This is a genomic window from Sphingobacterium sp. JUb56 (assembly GCF_014191365.1).
Lineage (GTDB): Bacteria > Bacteroidota > Bacteroidia > Sphingobacteriales > Sphingobacteriaceae > Sphingobacterium > Sphingobacterium anhuiense.
The window spans coordinates 586,668-604,758 of the sequence record NZ_JACHWL010000001.1 but is presented as its reverse complement, the minus strand read 5'-3'; the positions used below and the strand labels follow the sequence as shown (position 1 = coordinate 604,758).

Below are 18,091 nucleotides of genomic sequence, written 5' to 3'. Positions count from 1 at the left end.
ATGATTTATGTATTTAAAACCTCAGTAGAAACTGAAAAAGACATTCTCATTTTAGAATATGATTTAAATGAACACTGCACACCGGGCAGATGGAATTTCGATCTACAGGATTGCGATCGTATCTTACGCATCGATACTTTAAAGGAAAATCCACAATCTATCATCGGACTGTTGCAGGATAAAGGCTTTCACTGCGAAGAGCTTCCCTACTAATCAGATCAAATATAGGGTCGTGTAGCTAACCTTAATATCAACATATTTACGCTAATTACTAATCTAGATTTTTAATCAGGATAAAGCTCTCTGTCGTAGCAACGATAAAATTGTTATAGTTCGAGCATTATGCTGTTCTAAAATCAAGGATTTATGTAACTCAATCAAAAATCAAATCTTAAGATCAGTTGATGAAAATTAGCTACTAGCAAGTATATGATTCTTGGAAAGAACATACAATATCTACGAATTACAAACAAACATGCGGAATTTTGTGCTTTACATAACATCAATAAATTCACTTTGCAGATTGGTAGTTCCAACTTCGATAGGTATATTTAAAACCTCATGACAACATATGGTTTGTTTTGTAAACGTTTATCTTTTATAGATACTCCTTATGTTGCAATGCGTTCTTACGCAAGCGGTAAAACCGGCACTTGCAAGTTTTAATATTATAGGGAAGTAATACAGAAAATATGAATTTCTTAATCCAACAGCTAAAAAAATACGGACCAATTCATACTGATCTTGAGGAAGAATTGATTAAGAGAACTAAATTCATGACCAAACAAAAGGGTGATTTTTTTCTTAAACAGGGGCAAGTTGTATCCAATATGTTTGTTATTGAAAAAGGAATTGTTCGCGCATTTTACAATAAAGAAGATCGGGAGATCAATGTTTGGTTTGGTATCGAAAATATGATCTTAGGTTCAGTGATTCCTCTTTTCTTCAATCTTCCTTCTTTAGAGAGCATTCAGTTTTTAGAAGATTCCTCTATTTACTATATTTCCAGAGAAGATATGAATGAGCTTTATCAAAAATATCATCAAATGGAAACCATTGGGAGAAAATTAGCGGAAGAATATTGCAAAATATTAGAGGAACGTACCATTTCTTTACAGACTGAATCTGCTGAAGAGCGTTACAACACACTGCTGAAGAATGAAACCGCAGCGGCACAACGCATTTCGCTAGGACATATCGCTTCTTATCTTGGTATTACTCAGGAAACATTAAGCCGGATCCGAAAAAAATAATGATAGTTTGTATTGAAATTTTAACTTAATTTGATATATATCAAAAAAAATAATCTCAATCTACCGTTCCTTTGTATGATTCTTAATCATATAAAAAAATGAAATATTTATTTCTAGGCTTAGCTATTGCATTTGAATTACTTGGCAGTAGTTTTTTAAAAGTATCCAATGGGTTTTCAAAGTTAATTCCATCTATTGTCACTATTCTGGCCTTTATAGCTTGCTTTTATTTTCTTTCCCTGGCGCTTAAATTTATTCCCCTTAGTATTGCTTATGCAGCTTGGGGTGGTATCGGTATTGTTTTAACAACTGTTATCTCGGTTGTTATTTTCAAACAATCACTTGATCTTCCAGCAGTGATTGGTATTGTTTTGATTGTTGCCGGAGTCATTATAATGAATTTCTTTTCAAAAGCTGCCTCACATTAAGCGATAGCATCTGAAATATATTTTTTTGAATATATTTTTTTTCAACCATAAAATATACCTTGAGTGGCACGATGGAGAAACCGAACACAACTCATCGTTCTTGGTTTAATGTTAAAAAAAAGGTCCTTATTACTTTACGTAATAAGGACCTTATAAAATGAAATGGTATAATCCTTATTTCAATTTTTTTACTCTGATATTTTTAAAGAATACTTCCGAACCATGTCCTAAGAAGGCAAGATGACCCGTTGTACGTTTTAAACCTGGATGATCTTTACCATCCAAAGTACCATTTTTGCTTGCCGATGCAATATCAGCATCAAGAATCACTGTACCATTTAAAGTAACTTTAACACGGTTACCCTTTACAACGATTTCTTCCGTATTCCACTCGCCTACTGGCTTTAAAAATCCTTTTTTAGCCGTTACAACACCATACACCGAACCATGGTATTGGTAAGGTTTCAAATCTTTATAGATATCTGCAGTGTTATCCAACACTTGGATTTCCATACCAGCATAAGCGGCATCACCCTCTAAAGGAGCTCTGACACCCACACCATTGTTTGCACCGTCCGTCAATTTGAAATCAAAACGATAGATGAAATCTCCATACTCTTCTTTTGTATAAAGATTACCACCAAATTTAGCATCTGGCACTACTCTTAGATATCCTTCATCATTGATCACATAACCATCGTTTTTCGTCCACTTATCTAAGTTTGTACCATCAAACAGAACCTCAAAACCTTCTTTCTTTTCAGCCGCACTCAATTGAAATACATTTTTTCTAGCCAGCTCTTTTACGTAAATGTCTCTGTAAGACACCACTGTACCATGAGCCTGCAACTCAAGTTGCTCGGTCGGGAAAATAGATTGATTGCGATCCCAATAATTTTCTAAAGGCACATTATCTGTAACCAATTTACCATTTAAGTAAACTGTCACCTTGTCGTCAACCATCTTAATTCTGAACGTGTTCCACTCACCTAGGGCATTATCCGCCACCAATAATGGTTTCGATTCAGCCTTTTGGTTATTATAAAGACCACCAGAACCCACTTGAGCACCATCTTTTACGCGAGAGATGTCCCAGATTTGAACCTGTGGTGTACCACGAAGATAAATCCCTGCATCACCTTCTTTACCGTTTTTATCAAGTTTCCAGTCAACCAACATCTCAAAATCGCCATATTGTTTAACCGTAGCAATGTTATCTCCCTTACCGTTGAAGATCAATTCACCATTATTAGCAGCCCATCCCTGACGCATTTGCTCATCAGCTTTTACCTGCGCAGCAGCCAATTCCTTCTCAGTCATTTGACCTCTTTTAATCGGGTTTGCGACTAGACCTTTCCAGCCCGTCAGATCCTGTCCATTAAACAGGCTTACAAAACCTTCAAATTTAGGCATTTCTGCAAGGTGCTTAACAACAGCTTCTCTTAAGTATGCACTTTCGCTTCCGCTTAAATTGTTGATCACCTCATTCAAGATGTTGCGGACGTCAGAACCTATAAAAGATTTATTATCTAAAGCAATGTTCATTGCAGTGTTAACGGCAGTACCCTTCAGTTCCGGATCTTTCAAAAACTTACCTGAAAATACAACTGCCTGGTAGGTGCCCGTACTTTGTAGAGAACCTAAAACAGTTCTTTTTTGGTTGTTATTTTTAGCAACTGCAAAAGCATCTTTCAATAAAAGGGTCTTCTGATCGTTTGTTTCACTCGATCTATTGATATTCTTGATCAATCCAGCAAATACTTTTTCACTTAAACCACCTGATAAGTTTGTTCTTGACAACTGGATGAGCTCATTTAATGCTAAAGGAGTCGACCAGTCTGCGATCGCTAAAACAGCGGCATCACGAAGAGCAGGATTATCAGATTTCAAATAATTCGTAACCGCATTCAAAGACTCCTGATCGCCAAGTCTGGCAAAAATTGGAAAGAATTTGGTTGCACTAGGTGCTGCAGAACGGGAAATATTCGCGGCAAGTTTTTGGATATGTTGTTCTTTGTTAGGACTAGACTGGATCACATTTGCAATCGCAACCTCTAAATTCCTGCTTGAAGCCTCATCCGCTTTTGTCAATAAATTAACAAGTATTTCTAGATCTTTCTCCTGTGCAACATTTGGTAAAGCCTTGTTGATGGCTTTATTTACATCAGCATTGGTGCTATTCAAAGCCAATACAGCTTGCGAAGAATTAGCATTTGCCCTTGTGCTCAAAATGTCCAATAATTGGATTTTCTTAGCATCATCAACAGTTGCTAATGAATTGTTGATCACGTCCATTGTCTGTTCATTTTTTGAACTTAACAAAAGTGCTTTGATCGATTCATTCAGTTGCGTATCTGTAGACAAATTATCAATTAATGCTTTCGAGTCAGCACCTTTAGAAAGGAGGTTGATCGCCGAGAGACCCGCTAATTTAGCATGTGCATCTGTAGACTTACCAACAATTTTTTCGATTGCTTTTAATTGAGTTATCGAACCGTTTTGAGCAATATAGTTCAATAATGATTCTTGCACAGCAGGGCTTGATTTCGCTGCTAATCCTAATAGTTTTTTAGTATCATTTGCATCTCCGTATTTGTGCAATAGATTTAAAGCAACGTGACGGTAGACATTATTTTCGTTTTGAGCTGCCGCAAACAAGTTTTTCTTTTGTTTTTTAGCATCCAATCCTGTCAATAAAGTTAACGATCCTACTTGTGCATTGATTGCTTTCAATTTAGAAGCCTCAGCAAACAAAGTATTTAAATAAGCAATTGCTTCTTTATTTTTTTTGTTCTCAATTAGAGATTCGGCATAGTCCAGACCTAAACCGATACCATTTAGGTTATCATAACTATAATTTGCAGTTTTAAGCTCTTTTTCAAAGATCGGAAGCGCTGCTGTTCCTCCAATTTTGCTCAGGGCAATCAAAGCAGTACGTTTGAAGCTATCCGATTTGAACTTATCGATCAAAGCGATGATAGCCGTCTCGGTATCTTGATTTTTAACATCTCCCAAAGCGGTCACGAGCGCAACTGCACATTTTTCATCTGTTACTTTCGCTAATCCTTGTGCTAATGCATCGCTTGATTCTTTCGTATTGATCGAGACCAATGTGCGTGCCGCACCATCAGCTAAATACGGTGTATTTAAATAAGTAGCTACTTTACTCACAGCAGCGTTCGTTGCACACTGACGTAAAAGACGCAATACAAAAGCTTTGTTGGTATCCTCTTTCACCGTACCCAATGCATCCAATAGACCTTGTACAAATACTTCTTTCTGTTTTTCTTTGCCTGGTTGGTTAACAAAGAAAGAATAGCTATTTGTGGCATACTCTACTTGCGCATTGTTTTGGCCCTGCGGTTTCAATTGATTTAGCATCGCCGCGATTTCACTTGATGTAAAGTTTTCCAACTCGTTCATCGCGTATAAAAACTTAGCCTTTTCTTCGGCAGGTTGTTGCCCCAGTACATCAGCTATTTTAGTAGCAGTCGTTCTATTTTGGGGCTGTTGTGCATATGCTGCCACTTGAAGTATTAATAAGGCAGATATCGTATTAAAAACTTTTTTCATTTTAGATAGATTAGAAAATTACATTGACCAAGGGCCACGCATCGGTTGATAAACTAAACGGTTTGCTGCATCGTCATTGATAAACTCATCTTTTGTAGAATCAAATTTCAATGAGCGGTTTAAACGTAAGGCGATCAAGCCCATGTTGACCAATGTACATGAACGGTATCCGTTCTCTTCATTTAATGCAAATTTCTCGCGTGTACGTACCGATTCCAAGAAATCTGTAATCTGTGGTGCTGGCTCAGGAAATTGTGCCAGTTTTCTTTCCATATCCGGTATATCAGACACAAAGCCTTTATACAGCTTCCCTTTAGGTCCCTCTATATAAGCCATGCCTTCATCTTTACCTTCACCATCTAAAATAATCTGACAGCCATCAGCATATGTATAAACAATTCTTCTCCAGGTACCGACCGCATCACTATGTTGCTGCGGCGCATCAACTTCTACCGATACAGGACTTTCGCCATCTTTTCCTAAGAAATATTGAACAGGATCCAAATAATGTTGGCCCATATCACCAAGACCACCGCCATCATAATCCCAGTATCCTCTAAAAGTTGTGTGCACGCGATGCGTACTATAAGGTTTGAAAGGTGCAGGACCTAACCATAATTCATAATCCAATTCTGCTGGTACCGGTTCAACAGGAAGGTTTTCTTTCCCTACCCAGAAAAATTTCCAGTCAAAACCAGTATGCTTGCTGATCGTTACTTTCAACGGCCAACCCAACATACCTGTATCTACCAATTTTTTAATTTTTTTAACCGGAACATTCATTCCGTAGAAATTATCGGCAAAACGAAACCAGGTATTTAATCTAAACATATTACCATGTTGTGCGATCGCTTCTTTGACACGTTTTCCTTCACCGATAGTACGTGTCATCGGCTTTTCACACCAGATATCTTTTCCTGCACGCGCTGCTTCCAAAGACATCAAACCATGCCAATGCGGAGGAGTTGCAATATGCACGATATCTACTTCAGGGTTTTTAATTAAATCACGAAAATCATGATGTTCTTTAACTCCGCCACCTAAAGCCTGTTGCGCTAGAGCCAAATGTCTTGTGTCGACATCACATATCGCCACTGTTTTTGTTCCCGCGTATCCAAAATGACCACGCCCCATTGAACCTACGCCAATGATGCCCTTCGTTAAATGGTCACTTGGAGCCAAATATCCTTGTCCCCCTAATACGAATCTAGGGACAATTGAAAATGCCGCTGCTCCTGTGATGGATTTCTTTAAGAAATCTCTTCTGGAGCTATTTTTTTCTTTCATACTTATTTAATAAATGATAGTTTGGTTGTGTTAGATTTAATAATCTGTTAAAATACAACTTTTCACTAAAAAGCAGGCCAAAAAAAAGCTTCGTCGGGTAACAAAGCTTTTACAATCAAAATAATACGGTATCCTAACCCTTAGAACGTCGGTCGTTCATATAATGTTCTCGTCGCTATTGACCTTCCTAAGGTCAATTCATCGACATATTCAAGCTCACCGCCGAAAGCAATACCACGTGCGATAGTGGTGACCTGGATATTAAATTCTTTGAGCTTACGATACAAATAAAATATCGTTGTATCTCCTTCCATCGTAGCACTTAATGCCAATATCACCTCCTTGACATCTTGCTTACGCATACGGTCGACCAAACCGTCAATCTTCAAGTCAGACGGTCCTACCCCATCCATTGGTGAAATAAGTCCCCCTAGTACATGGTAGATTCCTTGGTAAGAATTGGTATTTTCAATCGCCATCACATCACGCGTATCTTCCACGACACATATAATGGAATGATCCCGCTTTGGAGAGGTACAAATTTCACACTCATGATAGTCTGAAATATTAAAACAGATATGGCAATACTGAATTTCTTCTTTCAATTGATTAATAGTAGATGTAAATCGTGCAACTTCAGCATCCGATTGCTTTAACAGGTGTAAAACAAGTCGCAATGCAGTTTTTTGACCTACTCCAGGTAAACGTCCAAACTCGGATACAGCGTTTTCTAATAATTTAGAAGAAAAATTCATGGCACAAATTTAACAATATAATAGTTAAAGAAACTGTTCAAATTAAAAATATTCCTTATCTTGTATTCCCTTCAAATGAAAAGGAACAGTAATTTTTATAATAAGAGTATAGCATGGATATTACAAAAGACGACAAAATAAGAAGTGCCTTTGAAAACAAAACGTGGCAGGAGATAAAAGTAAAAGATTCGTGGCAAATATTTAAGATCATGTCCGAATTTGTAGATGGATTTGAAAAATTAGCTAAAATTGGTCCTTGTGTTTCCATTTTTGGATCTGCAAGAACTCCACAAGATCATAAATACTATCAAATGGCTGTCGATGTGGCAAGTTTGTTGACTGCACGTGGCTATGGAATTATATCTGGAGGTGGCCCCGGTATCATGGAAGCTGCAAATAAGGGAGCTTATGAATCCGGCGGTAAATCAGTAGGATTAAATATAGAATTGCCGTTTGAACAATTTCACAACAGATATATTGACCGTGATAAACTTCTTGAATTTAACTATTTCTTTGTTAGAAAAGTCATGTTCATGAAGTATTCGCAGGGGTATATTGTTATGCCGGGCGGATTTGGAACAATGGATGAATTATTTGAAGCAATTACATTAATCCAGACAGGTAAAATCGCACGCTTCCCGATCGTGTTAGTGGGTTCCGAATATTGGTGTGGCCTTTTCGACTGGATCAAGAACACAATGCTAGGTGAACGCTACATCAGCGAAGAAGATCTAAAACTCTACCGCATCGTTGATACGGCGGAAGAAGCCGCAGATCATATTTTCAGATTCTACGACAAGTATTTATTAAAACCAAACTTTTAATAATAACCGGTATCGATATACAACGGGTTCCATACATATGTATGGAACCCTTTTTTTTTTGTTATAACAAGGGATTTTGCAAAACTACCGTACGCTACGCTATCACAACTTCGCAATCTTAAGCTTTAAAAAATGGGAACATGCAAAAACTCATCTCATCTCCGTGTCCGATAATTGACACTGAAAACACCACCTCTATTAAAACCATCCCAAATGATTAGTGGCATAGCTAAGACCCTACATCAAAATTAAGGCTAAAGCCAGTTGTTACTTTGGACTTGATCGGTGCAGTATGCCACAACCTGATAATGATAAAAAAGTAACATTATTGGCAAATATAAAGGTAGTATTTTGAAAAAATATATTGAATCTTTATATCGGTTCTAATAGTTCCAAAACTTATAACTAAACTCTAAATTCCCTACTACTGTAACCTCTCAAAATATAATGAAGATAAAAAGAAATCTAACCTGTTGTATATTATTATTAAGTTTTTCAAGTCAGGCGGAACAAAACGTCAATTCATCTCATAATATAGGCAGTCGTGCACAATCACAGCAAAAGAGAAGTTTGATAAAAAATTCTGATGCAGATAATCAATTCTTTTTAAGTAAAAAAAACTTAATGACTGCCGTCTGGAACGCACCTTTTAGCTATGAAAGTATCCGCAGTAATCATGCACCTATTGGACCTTATATAGGCAATGGTGATGTTGGTGTGGTGTGCCATACTGCTGAAAACAGCCAGACTTTCAGCATCTCAAAAGTCGATTTTGTAACAGATGGCTGGTCGGACTGGGCCGGATCCGGCCCCGCTGCCCTTCCTGTTGGCGGGGTTAAAATAACCGTAGAATCACCGATAAGCGCTGGTTTTAAGTATGAGATGGACCAACTAGGTAATGAATTGCGCATGCGTACAGCAACAACACAACCTGTGCATATGAAAAGCTGGATATCTGTTAATGAAAATCTTTTAGTCACTGAACTGGTAAATAACACAAAAACTCCAATCAAAATATCTGTAGATACTTATGCCGATAGCATATCGGCAACATATGGCACAACAGCCGATGTAAACAGTAACGTAACGCAGGTAACTAGACAAACTAAAACTACAGATGTAAGATGGGTCTCTAAAGCCGGTATATCGACTAAGGTTCTTGGCGCATCATCAATTTGCAGTAGAGAATCCCAAGCCCAGACCAATACGCACTTTACTCTTAAAGCTGGAAAAACTGTCTATGTACTGTCTTACATATCGGGTGGCGGTATGAAGAACGATGCACAGATGGAAAACGCATATAAAACACTTCATGATTTGCAAAATAACCGTTTAAATGCTTTAAGAAATACAAAAATAGCATGGTGGAAGGATATGTGGAATAGGTCATATGTGGAAACAAATGATGAATTGATCAACAGACAGTACTTAAGTTCTATCTATTTTCTAGCTTCTGCCTATAACGAACATTCCCCGGCATGTGGCGGCATGTATGGTGTCTGGAATATGGATGACAAAATGATGTATCATGGTGATATCCATTTAAATTATAATAGCCAAGCTGGATTTTATAGCGTCTTCTCCGCGAATAGACCCGAAATTGCAAAACCTTTTTACAACTTCATTGAAGCAATCTTACCTGATGGAAGAAGACGTGCGCAAAATGACATGGGAACTGTCCATCCTTCTTTAGCTGGGAAATCATTTAGAGGAGCTGTTTTCTTAGTTGGTGGACTGGGAATTGGCATACCTTACAATTATTACTGGCAACAAACGATGAATGCGCCGTTCAATGTACCACTCTTCAGCTGGTACTATGAATATACTGGTGATTTGGATTTTTTAAAAAACAGAGCTTACCCCTTTATTAAAGAATGTGGTGATTTCTATGAAGATTACCTGAAAAAGGAGCCATATGGTGATACTTATCGATACAGTATCACTACTGGCGCACATGAGAGTTCCTGGGATCTCAATCCTCCCTCCGATCTAGGTTTCGTCAAGCAAACCTTCAGCTTACTTCTCAAGTATAGTAAGTTATTGGATGTGGATGAAAACCGGAGAACGCTTTGGCAGGATATTCTCGATCACCTTCCTAAATACAAGGTAATACAGCCGACCAAGACACCGAATAAAGGCTTGCCTGTTTTTGCAAAAAATGAAGCAGGATGGGATCTGCCAAACCACATGATACAAATGCATCCGGTCTACCCCTGCGAAGTCCTCGATTTACTTTCAGATCCAGATTCTTTACAGATAGCTAAAAATACGGTTGAATACTATGAAGTTGACCAAAATGGATTTCAAGGATCAATGAATGCGTTAGGTCTAAGCGGTTATATTATGGCTGCACGCGTTGGCTTCTCCCCTGAAATAATTATTAAAAACCTAAGCATATTGGCCAGCGGTGCTCAAAAAAACTTCTTGATTATAGATGGCCATCATGCTTCGGAAAAAACAGCCCTAGTTGAAACGGTCAACTCAATGATGCTTCAAACACTTGATAACACGTTGTACATATTTCCCAACTGGGTAAAATCAAGCGCTTCATTTACGCGCCTACGGACTAAAGGTGCCTTTTTAGTTTCTGCAGATTATGATGGCACTACCATAACAAATCTGTCCATTTATAGTGAAAAAGGCACAAAATGCCAGATCCACAATCCTTGGAAAGAAAAAGAAATACAAGTGATGGAAAATGGTAAGCAAATAGCCGTAAGTAAGACAGGAGAAAGGTTTTCATTTGAAACAAAAATAGGTCGCCACTATATAATCAAGCCTATAGGTGCTTAAGCTCAATAAAATTAAATTTATGCCGGTTCATCGCTGGTATAAATTTAATTTATATAAAGCACACGATCTGTAAATAATTGGGCATTAAATCTTTCGATCAGTATAAACACAAAAAAGGTCAACCTTTTTGAGATTGACCTTTTTGAGCCTCCTATCGGAATCGAACCAATGACCTACTGATTACAAGTCAGTTGCTCTACCAGCTGAGCTAAGGAGGCATCATGTGTGAAAGTTAAAAAAGAGCCTCTTATCGGAATCGAACCAATGACCTACTGATTACAAGTCAGTTGCTCTACCAGCTGAGCTAAAGAGGCTTTTTTAAATAACCCTTTCGAATTATGATGGTGCAAATATCGAAACCTTTGACAACAAAATCAAACTTTCCTGGCATTTTTTTTCATATTTTTAATAATTTTCTGAAAATCAAGCCATTTATTTTCAATTCAAATCGGAACCCATCGCGGAAAAACACACAAACATGAAATTTTGTCATTTCACAATAAAAATACAAGACATTTTTTCCGAAAAAAGAATAAAAACAGATATGGCATTTTGATTGTTATCCAATTATCAAATCAAAAAGCAAATAAAACCATGAATTTCAATAACTATACAATTAAAGCACAAGAGGCGATTCAAAAAGCTTCGGAGATTGCCACAGGCAATCAACAGCAGGCTATTGAGACCGCACATATACTTAAAGCCTTGCTAACAGTTGATGAAAATGTAATCAGTCATCTGTTAAAAAAATTAAATGTAAATATCCCTTACTTAAGTGGAGAACTTGATAAGCAAATTCAGGCATTCCCGAAAGTCAGCGGCACAAATGTCTATTTGAGTAACACCTCAAATTCGGCCTTGCAAAAAGCGCAAAGCTACTTGAAGGAGTTTAATGATGAGTTTGTATCTGTAGAGCATCTACTTCTAGGTATTCTAAATGCAGGCGATAAAACATCTAGTCTACTGAAGGATCAAGGTGTAAATGAAAAGGATCTTAAATTAGCGATCAAAGAACTACGTGGCAACACAAGAGTGACGGATCAAAATGCCGAAGCTACCTACAATGCTTTGGGAAAATACGCCCGTAATCTAAACGAGTTTGTTGAATCGGGAAAATTAGATCCTGTGATAGGCCGTGATGAAGAAATTCGTCGCGTGATGCAAATCTTATCCCGTAGAACTAAGAATAACCCCATCTTGGTGGGTGAACCAGGGGTTGGTAAAACCGCTATTGCCGAAGGTATTGCACACCGCATCATCAATGGTGATGTGCCCGAGAATTTGAAATCAAAAATCGTATTCTCTTTGGACATGGGGGCTTTAATAGCCGGTGCAAAATACAAAGGTGAGTTTGAAGAAAGATTAAAAGCTGTTGTCAAAGAGGTTGCAGACAGTAACGGTGAAATCATCCTGTTTATCGATGAGATCCACACCTTAGTTGGTGCTGGTGGTGGTGAGGGTGCAATGGATGCAGCCAATATCTTAAAACCGGCGTTAGCACGTGGAGAACTTCGTGCTATTGGTGCAACAACATTGAACGAGTATCAAAAATACTTTGAAAAGGATAAAGCATTGGAACGTCGTTTTCAAAAAGTAATGGTTGACGAACCAACTACTCAAGATGCAATTTCAATCCTGCGCGGATTAAAAGAACGTTACGAAACGCACCATAAAGTGCGCATTCTTGACGAAGCAATCATTGCCGCTGTCGAATTGTCAACCCGCTACATCTCGGATCGTTTCTTACCAGATAAAGCGATTGACCTAATGGATGAAGCGGCTTCTAAATTACGTCTTGAAATGGACTCTGTTCCTGAAGCTGTAGATGAACTGAACCGCCGTATTATGCAACTCGAAATTGAACGGGAGGCAATAAAGCGTGAGCATGATGAAAAGAAAGTCAGTGAACTTTCTGAAACGATCGCTAATCTATCTGCCGAACGCGATTCTTTACGTGCATCCTGGCAGTCAGAAAAAACGTTGGTGGACAGTGTCAACCAGGAGATTGAAAATATAGAAAATTATAAGCAGGAAGCTGATCAGGCGGAACGTGCAGGCGATTATGGAAAGGTAGCTGAGATTCGCTACGGCCGTATCAAAGATGCGCAGGATAAGGTCGAAAAATTAAAAGCAGAATTAGCTGAAAAGCAAGATAGCAAACGGATGTTAAAAGAGGAAGTGACTTCTGAAGACATTGCTGATGTGGTATCTAAATGGACCGGCATTCCTGTAAATAAGATGATCCAGTCTGAGCGCGATAAGCTTCTTTCTCTAGAAGAGGAATTACATAAACGGGTTGCCGGACAGGAAGAGGCGATTGAAGCGATTTCTGATGCTATCCGCCGTTCAAGAGCGGGACTTAGTGATGCTAAGCGTCCCATTGGTTCTTTCATCTTTTTGGGAACTACCGGTGTGGGTAAAACGGAGTTAGCAAAAGCACTAGCTGAGTTCTTATTTGATGATGAACATGCGCTTGTCCGAATCGATATGTCCGAGTACCAAGAGCGTCACGCAGTGTCCCGACTTATCGGAGCGCCTCCAGGATATGTAGGTTATGAAGAAGGTGGACAATTGACTGAAGCTGTTCGCCGCCGTCCATATTCTGTCGTACTTTTGGATGAAATTGAAAAAGCACACCCTGATGTGTTCAACATTTTACTGCAAGTACTCGACGATGGTCACTTAACAGATAACAAAGGTAGAACGGTGAATTTCAAAAACACGATCATCATCATGACTTCCAATACCGGATCGCATATCATTCAAGAGAATTTCTCGCAGTTGAATGATAATAACAGAGATGAGGTTATTGCAAAAACAAGAGGTGAAGTGTTTGAGCTTTTACAAAAATCAATTCGCCCAGAGTTCCTGAACCGTATTGATGAAATCATCATGTTCACACCTCTAAGCAGAAATGAAATTGCAAGCATCGTACGGATGCAATTTAGCCATATTCAAAAACAATTGGCTGAGCAAAATATCTTCATCACTGCTTCGGATGATGCTATGGATTGGCTAGCGCAATTAGGATATGATCCGATCTATGGTGCAAGGCCATTGAAACGTGTTATGCAAAAACGCATCCTGAATGAACTTTCGAAAGAAATCCTTTCAGGAAAAGTAAATAAAGATGCGGTAATCCAATTGGATGTATTTGATGGTCAATTTGTCTTCTTGAATAAAAATGAGGTTGAATAAAGGTCAAAGCACCTTTTAAAATTAAAAAAGTGGCTACTCGCAAGAGTTAGCCACTTTTTTAATTTTAAAGAATAGTTGAAAACAATTTTCATTTATCCTTAACGCTGAACATGATTTTAGTTCATCAGAAAGTCATGGATAAGCCTTACTTTTTCCAGACAGTTCTTGTTGTATTTGAACTTTTATATATCGTGTAAGTAAAGTATGCGAAACCAGAAAACAATACTATAGCTAATGCAGCACTGCCCATAAAACCCAACTGCTCTGCAATAGCAGCTAAAACACTTTTGAAACCCGATCTGTTACCACTCGTATCAGGCACTTCGCCATTTTCTAATTCCCTTGCCATCATCACCAGCGAAAAACCGAAAAAAGCAATTGCAATTGTATAAAGCAAATTACGTATCCAGGTTTTGTCTTTTATAACTTCTACTGTTTCTCTAAGCCCTGATTGCTCTTCAATTGCCTGAATGGCTTCTTTCAATTGGGCTTTATTCTCAAAGTCTGCAACTACAGCTTGATAATCTTTTGGATCTAATACATCAATATCAAGCAATGGTGGCTGATTATCAAAAAGTGGTACAGCTCTTTTTATTTGACTAAAAGGGATGAAAATAATATGTTCTTCTGATTCTTCAGAATTATTTAAATATGCTGTTAAAGATGCTTCTGGCAATTCCGCTTCGGCGAAGTAAAATCCAGTTGCTGTCATCCAACGCGTTTTAAAAACTAATTCTTTATTTTGATAATACTTATCCATAATTTTTTCAGTAAAAATTCGTCAAGTTGCTAAAATAGCAGATTAATTCAATACATCTGCTACTAATTTCCGTTAGAATTTCATGTTATATTAACTATTCGCCCAAATCCCACTCCCAAACACTATGGTAGCTTTGCATGGTATCTACATATTTAATAAAATTATCATAAAACTCATGCTTACCCACAGTGGCACTATCCCCCACCACAATGAGCTTTTTCTTTGCCCTTGTCATAGCAACATTCATCCTACGCACATCGGAAAGGAAACCGATTGCCTGCTGATCATTGCTCCTTGTTAAACTGATATATATGATATCTTTTTCCTGCCCCTGAAAACTATCGATAGTGTTAATTTGGATATGATGACGAAAGGGAACAATCTGCTCATCATTTACTAATAATTCATTGAGCACTGTCGCTTGTCTCCGGTAAGGAGTAATAACTGCAATCGCCGGAAAATCACTTTCATCATAAACCTGTTCAAAAGATACCAATGATTGTTTCAAATGATTGATAACAAAACGAGCCTCCCCTACATTAAATGTTGCTGTACCATCCTGTTCTTCCTCAAAACCCGCCCCTGCAGTGTCAATAAAAACAACAGGTTCCGAATCTTCTTTGAGCGTCCAATGCTGTACATGATCTCCTGCAATGAGATGATCATCATATAGTGCCGTAGAAGGGTATTGCATAATCTTTTCATTCATCCGATACTGAACGTTTAATAAAGAAACATGTTCAGGATAACGTTTTACTAATTTTTCAAACAACGTATGATAAAGACCGATATTCATCTGGGCATTTGACTTCACCGTGGGAGGAAGCTGACAATGATCACCTGCAAGCACCACCTTATTTGCTTTTAGAATCGGAATCCAACAAGCGGGTTCTAAAGCCTGTGCTGCCTCATCGATAATAACAACCTGATATACTCTATTTCTGACTGCGTACTGATTGGATCCGACTAAAGTAGCAGTAACAACCTGTGCTTTATCCAGAATATCTGCGACCATAAAATCTTGTATATCGCCAATTTCTTTTCCTATTTTTCTAGCTTCATCAAAAAGTGCTTTACGCTGTTCCCGTTCAGATCTTCCAAAACTTCGTTTATACTTCTGAGCCATTTCGGTGTAAGCCCGTGCTTTTTTCTTGAGTAACTTGACTTCCTTGTTTGCCGGATGCTGATCCACTTGGGCATCAAGTGCTAATTCTTGTAAATGTTCTGAAATTTTGACGGGATTTCCAATACGTGTCACTAACACTCCTGCGGCATCTAATCGTTCGGTCAAAACATCAACTGCCGTATTACTCGGTGCCACAATTAAAATTTGCTTATTTTCCTTTTTCAGTAGGGCTTGTACTGCTTTGACCAAAGTTGTCGTTTTTCCTGTACCGGGAGGGCCATGTATAATGGAAATCGGATTCTCACTTAGAATATGAACTATGGCTTCATTTTGACTCTGATTTAAAGTACCGTTATCGTAATTAATTTCTTTTTTATATCCCTTTAACTCCTCCTCACCTATTATCTCGCGGATCAGTCTTCCTTCATTTAAATCTAAACGCTGTTCTTTGGCTTTCCTTAATGCTTCATGCATTTCTTTATATGAATTTTCATCAAATAAAAGATCCACCCCAAGTTTACCTCTTCTCGTCCAGTCAGGCAGTTCATCGACCCGCAATGCAATTTTCATTGTATCTCTATTCACAAAAGAAATCAGTCCTTCTGCCCGATCAACCAGGGGATCATGATTCGAGAAAAGAGCGACCGGCATACCAAAACGAAAACGATGTTCATCCTCCTGGTTATTTGTTTTGGATAATGTAATGGTCAGATAATCACCACGCCCCATCTCTTCACCTTTAATCTGAATCGGAAACCAGGTCACACCTTTTAACTTTCTTTCATTCAAGCTTGACTTTAGCAAAAGGGTTTCATATTGCTCACGATCAAAGTCTTGTTCTATATTCAAGAGCGTTTTAAGCTCATCAAAATAATTCATATTTTAAAATCCTACTCTATTATATACAGCAAAATAACCATTTTTTAATTTGAATAAGGGTGGAATATGATAAATAAAAATTAAATTGGCTATGAGAAACGATCACATTATTTATAAGCTTAAAGATCTTGGAACTATGGAAACAGTCATTCTAGCAGGAGGTACAGGAACTATTGGTCGACATTTAACAAAATTGCTTGTTAGCGAAGGGTTTCATGTCATTATATTCAGTCGAAACCCCAGCGTAAATAAAGACAGCAATCATATTGAACATTTACACTGGGATCCAGATACTAAACGTATAAACAATGATGCGATAAAACGGGCAGATTATATTATCAATCTTGCTGGAGCTGGCATTGCTGACAAGCGATGGACGAAGAAGCGTCGTCAAGAACTGATTTCCAGCCGGGTTAATAGTGGTAATTTAATCGCAGAAGCGCTACAGCAACTTCCTAACAAAATTAAAGCTGTCATTTCAACATCGGCAGTTGGCTGGTATGGAGCAGACAAAAAACCCGGACATGCTTTTACTGAAAATGAAGAACAGGGTACGGATTTTTTAAGCTGGACCTGCAAGCTATGGGAAGACAGCGTAAAACCTGTTGAATTATTGCATAAAAGAGTGGTCATTTTCAGGTTAGGCGTAGTTTTCAGTAAAGATGAGGGTGCTTTAAAAGAATTGACCAAATCATTAAAGTTTAAAAGTGCAACTTACTTAGGTTCGGGAAAACAAAAAATGAGCTGGATCCACATCGATGATTTGTGCAAGTTGTATTTAACAGCCATACGTAACAATGAAATAGTGGGAATTTACAATGCTGTATCCTCAGAAGTACTGGCACAAAAAATAATAATCGATCGTATCGCTAAACAAAAAGTAGGTTCAATCTACCTACCGATTTACGTACCTGCTTTTCTTTTAAAATTTGCTCTTGGACAAATGGGCGAAGAAGTTTTGCTGACAAGTACAACAGCGAGCAACCAAAAAATAATTGATACAGGCTTTAATTTTAAATACCCATTTCTAACTGAAGAATGCATCAAAACCCTGTAATGTGAATATAAGTATTGTGATTTAGGGCTACTTTTGATACATTTGCGCTAAAATATAGTAATATGCCTTTGTTTAATATGGCCATTACTGAATATCCATTAGCCTTTCAGGACATGTTTGAAAGGTTTTTTTGTAAGATTAGTTTTTACTATACATAA

General features: G+C 37.9%; 12 protein-coding genes and 2 tRNA genes. 7 read left to right on the top strand and 7 right to left on the bottom strand.

All coding sequences use genetic code 11. From position 1 onward, the window contains the following. The 3 genes from FHR29_RS02220 (at position 1) to FHR29_RS02210 (ending at position 1,681) form a co-directional block, all read left to right on the top strand. Positions 1 to 213, top strand: a complete 213-nt coding sequence (locus tag FHR29_RS02220) for a hypothetical protein (protein WP_168127478.1) — start codon at positions 1 to 3, stop codon at positions 211 to 213. A gap of 479 nt (positions 214 to 692) precedes the next feature. Continuing rightward, on the top strand, positions 693 to 1,253 hold the full coding sequence (locus tag FHR29_RS02215; RefSeq protein WP_168127477.1) for a Crp/Fnr family transcriptional regulator: 561 nt from the start codon (positions 693 to 695) through the stop codon (positions 1,251 to 1,253). Between the two features lie 98 nt (positions 1,254 to 1,351). Further along, positions 1,352 to 1,681 carry a multidrug efflux SMR transporter gene (locus FHR29_RS02210; RefSeq protein WP_132772730.1) on the top strand — a complete coding sequence of 110 codons (330 nt, stop codon included), beginning with the start codon at positions 1,352 to 1,354 and terminating at the stop codon, positions 1,679 to 1,681. Between the two features lie 174 nt (positions 1,682 to 1,855). Here FHR29_RS02210 and FHR29_RS02205 read toward each other — a convergent pair whose 3' ends face one another. The 3 genes from FHR29_RS02205 to recR all read right to left on the bottom strand — a co-directional run bounded on the left by FHR29_RS02205 (position 1,856) and on the right by recR (position 7,296). Further along, on the bottom strand, positions 1,856 to 5,254 hold the full coding sequence (locus FHR29_RS02205) for a DUF1080 domain-containing protein (protein WP_183912064.1): 3,399 nt from the start codon (positions 5,252 to 5,254) through the stop codon (positions 1,856 to 1,858). A gap of 18 nt (positions 5,255 to 5,272) precedes the next feature. Next, positions 5,273 to 6,541 (bottom strand): Gfo/Idh/MocA family oxidoreductase, encoded by a 1,269-nt coding sequence (locus tag FHR29_RS02200; RefSeq protein WP_132772727.1) that lies wholly within the window; start codon positions 6,539 to 6,541, stop codon positions 5,273 to 5,275. A gap of 140 nt (positions 6,542 to 6,681) precedes the next feature. Further along, positions 6,682 to 7,296 carry a recombination mediator RecR gene (gene recR / locus FHR29_RS02195; RefSeq protein WP_021191006.1) on the bottom strand — a complete coding sequence of 205 codons (615 nt, stop codon included), beginning with the start codon at positions 7,294 to 7,296 and terminating at the stop codon, positions 6,682 to 6,684. Positions 7,297 to 7,415: 119 nt separating this feature from the next. Here recR and FHR29_RS02190 point away from each other — a divergent pair, with 119 nt between their 5' ends. Beyond that, complete coding sequence (locus tag FHR29_RS02190; protein WP_037526690.1) at positions 7,416 to 8,120, top strand: TIGR00730 family Rossman fold protein; 705 nt, start codon at positions 7,416 to 7,418, stop codon at positions 8,118 to 8,120. Between the two features lie 447 nt (positions 8,121 to 8,567). Then, positions 8,568 to 10,913, top strand: coding sequence for a glycosyl hydrolase family 95 catalytic domain-containing protein (locus tag FHR29_RS02185; protein WP_183912063.1), 2,346 nt, complete (start codon positions 8,568 to 8,570; stop codon positions 10,911 to 10,913). A 145-nt stretch (positions 10,914 to 11,058) separates the two neighbouring features. Here FHR29_RS02185 and FHR29_RS02180 read toward each other — a convergent pair. After that, a tRNA-Thr gene (locus tag FHR29_RS02180) sits at positions 11,059 to 11,131 on the bottom strand. A 23-nt stretch (positions 11,132 to 11,154) separates the two neighbouring features. Beyond that, positions 11,155 to 11,227: transfer RNA gene (locus FHR29_RS02175), tRNA-Thr, on the bottom strand. A gap of 280 nt (positions 11,228 to 11,507) precedes the next feature. On the opposite strand from FHR29_RS02175, the gene clpB reads away from it, so the two are divergent. After that, positions 11,508 to 14,111 (top strand): ATP-dependent chaperone ClpB, encoded by a 2,604-nt coding sequence (clpB, locus tag FHR29_RS02170; RefSeq protein WP_183912061.1) that lies wholly within the window; start codon positions 11,508 to 11,510, stop codon positions 14,109 to 14,111. Between the two features lie 145 nt (positions 14,112 to 14,256). On the opposite strand, the gene FHR29_RS02165 is transcribed toward clpB, so the two are convergent. Together FHR29_RS02165 and FHR29_RS02160 are read right to left on the bottom strand one after the other, a co-directional pair. Continuing rightward, entirely contained in the window at positions 14,257 to 14,871 is a 615-nt protein-coding gene (locus FHR29_RS02165) for a hypothetical protein (protein WP_021189931.1), read from the bottom strand. Positions 14,872 to 14,965: 94 nt separating this feature from the next. Beyond that, on the bottom strand, positions 14,966 to 16,876 hold the full coding sequence (locus FHR29_RS02160; protein ID WP_183912059.1) for an AAA domain-containing protein: 1,911 nt from the start codon (positions 16,874 to 16,876) through the stop codon (positions 14,966 to 14,968). Positions 16,877 to 16,967: 91 nt separating this feature from the next. On the opposite strand from FHR29_RS02160, the gene FHR29_RS02155 reads away from it, so the two are divergent. After that, positions 16,968 to 17,933, top strand: a complete 966-nt coding sequence (locus tag FHR29_RS02155) for a TIGR01777 family oxidoreductase (protein ID WP_168127473.1) — start codon at positions 16,968 to 16,970, stop codon at positions 17,931 to 17,933. Positions 17,934 to 18,091 lie beyond the last annotated feature (158 nt).

Excerpts from the sequence above, each read along its gene's own strand:
- recR (WP_021191006.1), bottom strand. The coding sequence starts at position 7,296 with ATGAATTTTTCTTCTAAATTATTAGAAAACGCTGTATCCGAGTTTGGA.
- FHR29_RS02165 (WP_021189931.1), bottom strand. The coding sequence starts at position 14,871 with ATGGATAAGTATTATCAAAATAAAGAATTAGTTTTTAAAACGCGTTGG.
- FHR29_RS02185 (WP_183912063.1), top strand. The coding sequence starts at position 8,568 with ATGAAGATAAAAAGAAATCTAACCTGTTGTATATTATTATTAAGTTTT.
- FHR29_RS02205 (WP_183912064.1), bottom strand. The coding sequence starts at position 5,254 with ATGAAAAAAGTTTTTAATACGATATCTGCCTTATTAATACTTCAAGTG.
- FHR29_RS02210 (WP_132772730.1), top strand. The coding sequence starts at position 1,352 with ATGAAATATTTATTTCTAGGCTTAGCTATTGCATTTGAATTACTTGGC.
- clpB (WP_183912061.1), top strand. The coding sequence starts at position 11,508 with ATGAATTTCAATAACTATACAATTAAAGCACAAGAGGCGATTCAAAAA.
- FHR29_RS02220 (WP_168127478.1), top strand. The coding sequence starts at position 1 with ATGATTTATGTATTTAAAACCTCAGTAGAAACTGAAAAAGACATTCTC.
- FHR29_RS02200 (WP_132772727.1), bottom strand. The coding sequence starts at position 6,541 with ATGAAAGAAAAAAATAGCTCCAGAAGAGATTTCTTAAAGAAATCCATC.
- FHR29_RS02155 (WP_168127473.1), top strand. The coding sequence starts at position 16,968 with ATGAGAAACGATCACATTATTTATAAGCTTAAAGATCTTGGAACTATG.
- FHR29_RS02215 (WP_168127477.1), top strand. The coding sequence starts at position 693 with ATGAATTTCTTAATCCAACAGCTAAAAAAATACGGACCAATTCATACT.
- FHR29_RS02160 (WP_183912059.1), bottom strand. The coding sequence starts at position 16,876 with ATGAATTATTTTGATGAGCTTAAAACGCTCTTGAATATAGAACAAGAC.